The organism is Cyanobium sp. BA20m-14 (genome assembly GCF_024346295.1).
This window is the reverse complement of the sequence record NZ_JAGQCR010000193.1, coordinates 1-6,054: the sequence shown is the minus strand read 5'-3', so window position 1 is coordinate 6,054 and position 6,054 is coordinate 1. Positions and strand designations below refer to the sequence as shown.

At 65.0% G+C, this 6,054-nt stretch carries 10 protein-coding genes; 7 read left to right on the top strand and 3 right to left on the bottom strand.

The annotated features are described in order from the left end of the window. The first annotated feature begins 2 nt into the window (after positions 1-2). The 4 genes from ndhL to KBZ07_RS14885 are packed head-to-tail and all read left to right on the top strand — an operon-like array spanning position 3 to position 2,005. Positions 3-206 carry an NAD(P)H-quinone oxidoreductase subunit L gene (gene ndhL, locus KBZ07_RS14900; RefSeq protein WP_254932347.1) on the top strand — a complete coding sequence of 68 codons (204 nt, stop codon included), beginning with the start codon at positions 3-5 and terminating at the stop codon, positions 204-206. Continuing rightward, complete coding sequence (locus tag KBZ07_RS14895) at positions 203-544, top strand: DUF3007 family protein (RefSeq protein WP_254932346.1); 342 nt, start codon at positions 203-205, stop codon at positions 542-544. The genes ndhL and KBZ07_RS14895 overlap by 4 nt, the downstream gene beginning before the upstream one ends. A 29-nt stretch (positions 545-573) precedes the next feature. Next, positions 574-1,389, top strand: a complete 816-nt coding sequence (gene trpA, locus KBZ07_RS14890; RefSeq protein WP_254932345.1) for a tryptophan synthase subunit alpha — start codon at positions 574-576, stop codon at positions 1,387-1,389. Positions 1,390-1,396: 7 nt separating this feature from the next. Then, the gene (locus KBZ07_RS14885; protein WP_254932344.1) at positions 1,397-2,005 is read left to right on the top strand and encodes a DUF938 domain-containing protein; all 609 of its coding nucleotides are present in this window, start codon (positions 1,397-1,399) and stop codon (positions 2,003-2,005) included. On the opposite strand, the gene KBZ07_RS14880 is transcribed toward KBZ07_RS14885, so the two are convergent. Both KBZ07_RS14880 and KBZ07_RS14875 read right to left on the bottom strand, forming a co-directional pair. Then, positions 1,928-3,175 carry an aminotransferase class I/II-fold pyridoxal phosphate-dependent enzyme gene (locus tag KBZ07_RS14880; RefSeq protein ID WP_254932343.1) on the bottom strand — a complete coding sequence of 416 codons (1,248 nt, stop codon included), beginning with the start codon at positions 3,173-3,175 and terminating at the stop codon, positions 1,928-1,930. The two genes, KBZ07_RS14885 and KBZ07_RS14880, sit on opposite strands and share 78 nt — an antisense overlap. Positions 3,176-3,228: 53 nt before the next feature. Further along, on the bottom strand, positions 3,229-3,486 hold the full coding sequence (locus KBZ07_RS14875) for a hypothetical protein (protein WP_254932342.1): 258 nt from the start codon (positions 3,484-3,486) through the stop codon (positions 3,229-3,231). A 98-nt stretch (positions 3,487-3,584) separates the two neighbouring features. Between KBZ07_RS14875 and KBZ07_RS14870 the strand changes: the two genes are divergently transcribed. Beyond that, positions 3,585-3,851 (top strand): YciI family protein, encoded by a 267-nt coding sequence (locus KBZ07_RS14870; protein WP_254932341.1) that lies wholly within the window; start codon positions 3,585-3,587, stop codon positions 3,849-3,851. 7 nt (positions 3,852-3,858) lie between these two features. On the opposite strand, the gene KBZ07_RS14865 is transcribed toward KBZ07_RS14870, so the two are convergent. Further along, positions 3,859-4,164, bottom strand: coding sequence for a c-type cytochrome (locus tag KBZ07_RS14865; protein ID WP_254932340.1), 306 nt, complete (start codon positions 4,162-4,164; stop codon positions 3,859-3,861). A gap of 148 nt (positions 4,165-4,312) precedes the next feature. Between KBZ07_RS14865 and KBZ07_RS14860 the strand changes: the two genes are divergently transcribed. Then, on the top strand, positions 4,313-5,512 hold the full coding sequence (locus tag KBZ07_RS14860) for a metallophosphoesterase (protein WP_254932339.1): 1,200 nt from the start codon (positions 4,313-4,315) through the stop codon (positions 5,510-5,512). Positions 5,513-5,514: 2 nt separating this feature from the next. After that, positions 5,515-6,054: AAA family ATPase (locus tag KBZ07_RS14855; RefSeq protein WP_254932338.1), on the top strand; the 540-nt coding region annotated here is incomplete at its 3' end.

The following is a 6,054-nucleotide window of genomic DNA, read 5'->3' as shown; positions in this document are numbered from 1 at the left end:
TGGTGGCCTATGCCCTGATCGCAGGCACCTACCTAGTAGCTGTGCCCCTGCTGCTCTACGCCTGGATGATCAAGCGTTGGACGGTGATGGGCAAGCTCGAGCGCTTCGGGGTCTACGGACTGGTGTTTCTGTTTTTCCCTGGTCTGATTTTGTTTGCTCCCTTCATCAACCTGCGCATGGCAGGCCAGGGCAACGTGCTCTCATGACCAACGGACGGGCCCTGCTGCTGGCCCTAGGGGTATTTGGCTTGGGCGGTGGCGGTTATTGGCTTTTTCAGGCCGGAGGCTTTGAGGGCTTTTCTGCTGGTATCGCCGCCTCTGCCCTGCTGATGGTGCTGGTACTCGCCTGGACGGGCAGCTACCTATTTCGGGTGGTCACAGGCAAAATGACCTTTATCCAGCAGCGGCGCCAATACCGCGAGGCCTACGACGCCTTCACCACGGAAGCTCTGCAGCGCAAGTTTGACGCCCTCAGCCCCGAAGAGCAGGAGCGACTCCTGCGCGAAACGGGCCAGCTGCCAGAAGCTCCCCAGGGCGAGACATAGGCTCACTGGCCGAAGCCCTTATCGCTGCTGTGTCTGCCGCCCCTACCCAAATCCAGCAGCGTTTCATCTCCCTTCGCCAACAGGGACGTTGCGCCCTGATGCCGTTTTTGATGGCGGGCGATCCGGATCTGGCCCACACCCGGGCCAGCCTGCTGGCCCTGCAGGCCAATGGCGCCGACCTTGTGGAGCTCGGCATTCCTTACAGCGATCCCTTGGCCGATGGACCGGTGATCCAGGCCGCCGCCAGCCGAGCCCTGAAAGCTGGCACCACTCCAGCCGGGGTGCTGGAGATGCTCAGCTCCCTCAAGGGTGAACTGACCATGCCCGTGGTGCTGTTCACCTACAGCAACCCCTTGCTCAACCGCGGCATGGAGGCCTTCTGTGCCGCCGGAGCCGCCGCCGGAGCCGCCGGCTTGGTGGTGCCCGACCTACCCCTTGAGGAGGCCGAGAAACTCTCAGTAATCGCAGCAGCTGCCGGCCTCGATCTGGTGCTGCTAGTGGCGCCCACCACACCAGCCGAGCGCATGGGAAGAATCCATCAGGCCAGCCGCGGCTTCACCTACCTGGTGAGCGTCACCGGCGTGACCGGGGTGCGCACAAACCTTGAATCCCGGGTGGGCGATCTGGTGGGCCAGCTCAAGACCCTGGGAGATACGCCAATCGCCGTGGGCTTTGGCATTTCCGGCCCCGAGCAAGCCCGTCAGGTGCGCGACTGGGGCGCCGATGGAGCAATTGTGGGTAGTGCCTTAGTGAAAGTGATGGCGGCCGCCCATGGCCAGCATGGCGACGTTGCCGCCGCGGCCGGGCGCTTCTGCGCCGAGTTGCGGGCCGGGCTCGACGCTTAAGCCCCTCATGCTGTTTTCCCCCGCCTGCGAGCGCAACAAAGGGCCGATCCTGGCTGTGCTTAAAGAGTGGTTGCCGGCTCACGCCCAAGTACTTGAGATCGGCTCAGGCAGCGGCCAGCACGCAGCTTTCTTCTGCCAGCAGATCGCAGGCCTTACCTGGCAGACCAGTGAACGCCAAGAGAGCCTCACGGATCTGCAGGCCCAGCTGGAGGCCCTGAGCCCCACGCTGCCAGCCGCCATCGCCCTGGATGTCACGGACGCTGGGCAGTGGCCTTGCCAGAGCTTCGATGCTGTATTTAGTGCCAATACGGCTCACATAATGTCGGCCGCGGCCGTAACCCATCTATTAGCCGGAGCCTCGCGGGTGTTGCGGCCTAGCGGGCTGCTGCTGCTCTACGGCCCCTTCCACGACGGCGGCATACACACTGCCGCCAGCAACGCCGCCTTCGACCAGCACCTGCGCAGTCTCGATCCAGCCATGGGGGTGCGTGATGCCATTGAGCTGGTGCAGCAAGGCCAAAACCTCGGTCTCGACCTCCTAGCCGATCTGCCCCTGCCGGCCAACAACCGAATGCTGGTGCTGGAGCGTCCTAAGCCCGCCATCTGTAGCCAGTAGGCGGCGCAGGCCGCTGAACAGCCGATCGAGGGCCTCAGCCAGATCCGCAGCGTCGAGCAGGCCGTAGCTGAGCCGCAACACCGGCCCAGCGTCGCTTGAATCCAGACCGAAGCTGCCGCCGCTCAGGGTCGCCACCCGGTGCTCGAGCACCAGCCGCCGCATCAGCGTGTCCGCATCGAACGGCAACGGCACAGCAACTTGCAGCAGGGCGTAGAAGGCCCCATCGGGCTGGGCCAGCAAGCGCACCGGCAAGCCCTGGGCCTGCTGCTCTGCCACGGCAGCCAGCAGCTGCAGGCGCAGCTTCGCCAGGGCTGCGATCCGGGGCGCGCACCAGGCCGGACCGGCAGCTAGGGCGGCCCGGGCGGCGTGCTGGGTGAGTCGGGGCGGACAGATCAGCACCGTGTCCTGCACCTTCAACAAGGAAGGCAGCAGCGCCTGCGGTACGGCCATGTAGCCCAACCGCCAGCCCGCCAGGCCGTAGGCCTTCGAGAGCGAATGCAGCGACACGGTGTGGGCGGCGCTGCCCGGCAGGGAACCGGCGCTCCAGTGGGGCTCCTCGCCGTAAACGAACTGCTCGTAGGCCTCATCGCTGATGTGAAACAGGCCGTGCAACGCACAGAGCTGGTTGATCGCCGCCAACACCTGGGCCGGAATCACCACGCCGCTGGGGTTATTTGGCGACACGGTGACGATGGCCCTGGTGCGCGGGGTGATTGCCGCCGCCAGCCTCTCTGGATCGGGTATCAGGCCCGCCTGCACCGGGACTGGCACCGCACCGGCCAGCTGCACCGCCATCACGTGGTTGAAATAAAAGGGCACAGGCAGGATCACCTCGCTGGGTTCCCCTGGGGGGCCCGCTGCGATCACTTGAGCTACCGCGTTGAAAGCCATGTTGCTGCCGGCTGTGACCAGCAGCTCAGCCCCTGTGAGGTCGAGATCGTTCTGGTTGGTGAGCTTGGCGGTGATTGCCGCCAGCAGCTCTGGATCACCAAGGAGTGGCCCGTAACGGTGCAGCGCTGGCCCCCCGGTCGCCAGGGCCTCGGCCACGGCAAGGGCTACGCCTGGTGGCGGATCCCAGCCCACCATTCCCTGGGCCAGCGACAGGGTGCCGGGGGTCTGGTGCACCAGGGCAGCCAGCTCAGGAATGATTGGGCTGAGTACCTTCGCCAACCGCTGGCTTGGGCCCGGTAGGGGGTAAGCGGGATAGCTCACAGCCCTAAGACTCAAGGGTTGTATTTGGCAGTTGACTGCTTAACGCAGACGGACTTGGCCTGATCCAAGCTTTGGCCTTTGCTGTAGCCGTCGGCAATGCAGCCACAGGTCTCGTCGACCATGCCAGCAGGTGGTGTTTTGCCTGCCTTCTTGAATTCATCCTGCAAGGCGCTGGAGCATTTGCCAACAATGATCTGCTTCATCATGTTGGCTTGGGCAGGAGCCGCGAAAAAGGCAGCGCTAGCAAGAACGAGAAAGGAGCGAAGCACGGGCATTTGGGATCTTAAGACACCCTTCTTAACACCCCTGATCGGCAACCAGAAAGCAGGTAACCCCGTAATGTCAGGCCCCGATAACTCCCAACATCATGCGCTTCGTGCTCTGGGGTACCTACTGCGATGACGCCCTCGAAAAGCGCGGCCCCTATCGGGAAGAGCACCTAGCCGGACTGCAGAGCCTTAAAGACGCCGGCACCCTGATCACCCTGGGCCCCACCGAAGGCAGCACCCATGTGTTCGGGATCTACGAGGCCGACAGCAAAGAGAAGGTTGAAGCCCTGGTCAAGGCAGATGTCTACTGGCGCAATGGCATCTGGACTGAGGTGCAGGTGTATCCCTGGATCCAGGCCTTCTGAAGCAAGTTCAGACCTTGGGCCAATCCAGCTGGGCCTGCAGCCACACGTAGCCCGCCACCGCCTCTGCTCCCCCTTCCCCAAGCACGGCTGCATAACCAGACATCTGGCCCTGGCCGGCGGCGGCAATTACGGCGATCCGCTCCGGACCATCGATGCCATTGCGCTCTAGGGCCGCCAGGTGCAAGTTTTTGCCGCGGCGAATGATGTTGCCCCCGTTTACGTGGCAGCCAGCGCAATGGTTGGCAAATAGCTCTGCCCCATCCGCCGCAGGGGCAGCCCAAGACGGCTCTGCGCTGATGACCAGCGCCGCCATCACCACGGCTAACAACGCCAATCTGGCCAACCCCAACCCCCGCAACAGCTTCTGAAGCACCGTGGGAATCTTGCTATCGATGATTCCAGTGTGCGCCTGCAGGCGCTAAACAGGGTCTTACGCCGCCACCTGGGTCCTGGCTAGCCCCTTGCCACCCGTCACCCTGCTGCACAGCGCCGACTGGCAGATCGGCAAGCCCTATGCCCGGGTCAGCGATCCAGACAAACGCGCCCTGCTGCGCCAGGTGCGGCTCCAGGCAATCGGCCGTATCGCAACCCACGCCGCCGCCACAGCAGCTGACTTAGTAGTGGTAGCTGGGGATCTGTTCGACTCACCCACGCCTGGCGCAGCGGATGTAAGTGCCGTGTGTGCCGCCATCGGCACGATCCCTTGTGCCGTGCTGGTGATCCCCGGCAACCACGACCACGGTGCCCCAGGCAGCGTGTGGCATACGCCCTATTTCCAGGCGGAGCAGGGGCGCCGCGCCGCCAACCTGCAGGTGTTGCTGGAGGCCACACCCATCGAACTGGCAAGTGTGGTGGTGCTGCCCTGCCCGCTTCTGCGTCGCACTGATGCAAGCGATCCCTGCGGCTGGCTCAACGGCCTCAACTGGAATGAGCTGCCTAAAAACAAGCCCCGGTTGGTGCTCGCCCATGGCTCGGTTCACGGCTTTGGTGCCACCGACCTTGATGCCGCTGGCGAGCCAGACGACGACAACCCCGGCGATGCCAGCAACCGTTTGCGGCTGGAGGGAGCCTGGTTGGAGCATGTTGACTATGTGGCCTTAGGCGACTGGCACGGCCTCAAACGGGTCTCCGAGAAGGTTTGGTACAGCGGCACCCCCGAAGCAGATCGCTTTCCCCGCAGCGCCGACTACCGCTGCGGCCAGGTGTTGCAGGTGCAGCTTGGGCGGGGCGTGGTGCCCCAGGTGAGCCCCTTGGCCACCGGAGCGCTGAACTGGCATCCCCTGCGCATCCAACTGCAGCAAGAGAGCGACCTTGAGCGACTCGAGGCCCAGCTGGAACGCCTGCTTGGCGGGCGCATCGGCAGCGACCTGCTGCTGCTGGAGGTAGGCGGCAGCCTCAGCCTGGCTGGCCATCGCCGCTACGCGGAACTGCTGGAGCGCCTAGATGCCCAGCTGCTGCGCCTGAAACTGCGTGGTCGCTGTGAAGCGGCGCCCGGAGATGCCGAACTAGCCGAGCTCACCCAGCGCCCCGGCGACCCCCTGGTTGCCCGGGTTGCCCAAGAGCTGCATCGCTGCCTTAAGGCCCCTGGCGACGCCGACCCCACGGTGTTGCGTCTAGCCCTCAGCGAGCTGCACCAGACCGTGGCCCAGTTGCAGGTCTAAATATGCGCCTGCTCCACGCCACCCTGCGCCAGGTGCGCCTGCACCAGCAGCTCGAGCTCCAGTTCGATCCCCGCTTCACCCTGCTGGGCGGCCCCAATGAGGCGGGCAAGAGCACGGTCGTGGAGGCCCTGCACAAGGTGCTGTTCCTCAAGGCCAGTGCCACGGGCCGGGCGGTAGACGAAATGCGCTCCCGCCTGCACAGCGGCCTGCCGGAGGTGGAGCTGAGCTTCGAGGCGGCCGGCGCCCGCTGGGAGCTACGCAAGCGCTTTTCCGGGGCAAGTGGCACCTGCCAGCTCAGTAGCGATGCGGGCCTGGCCCTGCGGGGGGCGGCGGCGGAGGAGCAGCTGGCCCGTCTACTGGGGGTGGATGGGCCAATCGAGGGCAGGCGCCACAGTCAGTTGCCGCTGCGCTGGGCCCACCTCTGGGTGCGCCAGGGGGAGGCCGGCACCAACCTGCTGGGCAGCCCCAGCGAGGCCTACGACGTTGAACAGCTGGTACAACAACTGCAGCAGCGGGGCGCGGCTGCCGCAGCCCTGGAATCC

Excerpts from the sequence above, each read along its gene's own strand:
- KBZ07_RS14865 (WP_254932340.1), bottom strand. The coding sequence starts at position 4,164 with ATGGCGGCGCTGGTCATCAGCGCAGAGCCGTCTTGGGCTGCCCCTGCG.
- KBZ07_RS14885 (WP_254932344.1), top strand. The coding sequence starts at position 1,397 with ATGCTGTTTTCCCCCGCCTGCGAGCGCAACAAAGGGCCGATCCTGGCT.
- KBZ07_RS14895 (WP_254932346.1), top strand. The coding sequence starts at position 203 with ATGACCAACGGACGGGCCCTGCTGCTGGCCCTAGGGGTATTTGGCTTG.
- KBZ07_RS14870 (WP_254932341.1), top strand. The coding sequence starts at position 3,585 with ATGCGCTTCGTGCTCTGGGGTACCTACTGCGATGACGCCCTCGAAAAG.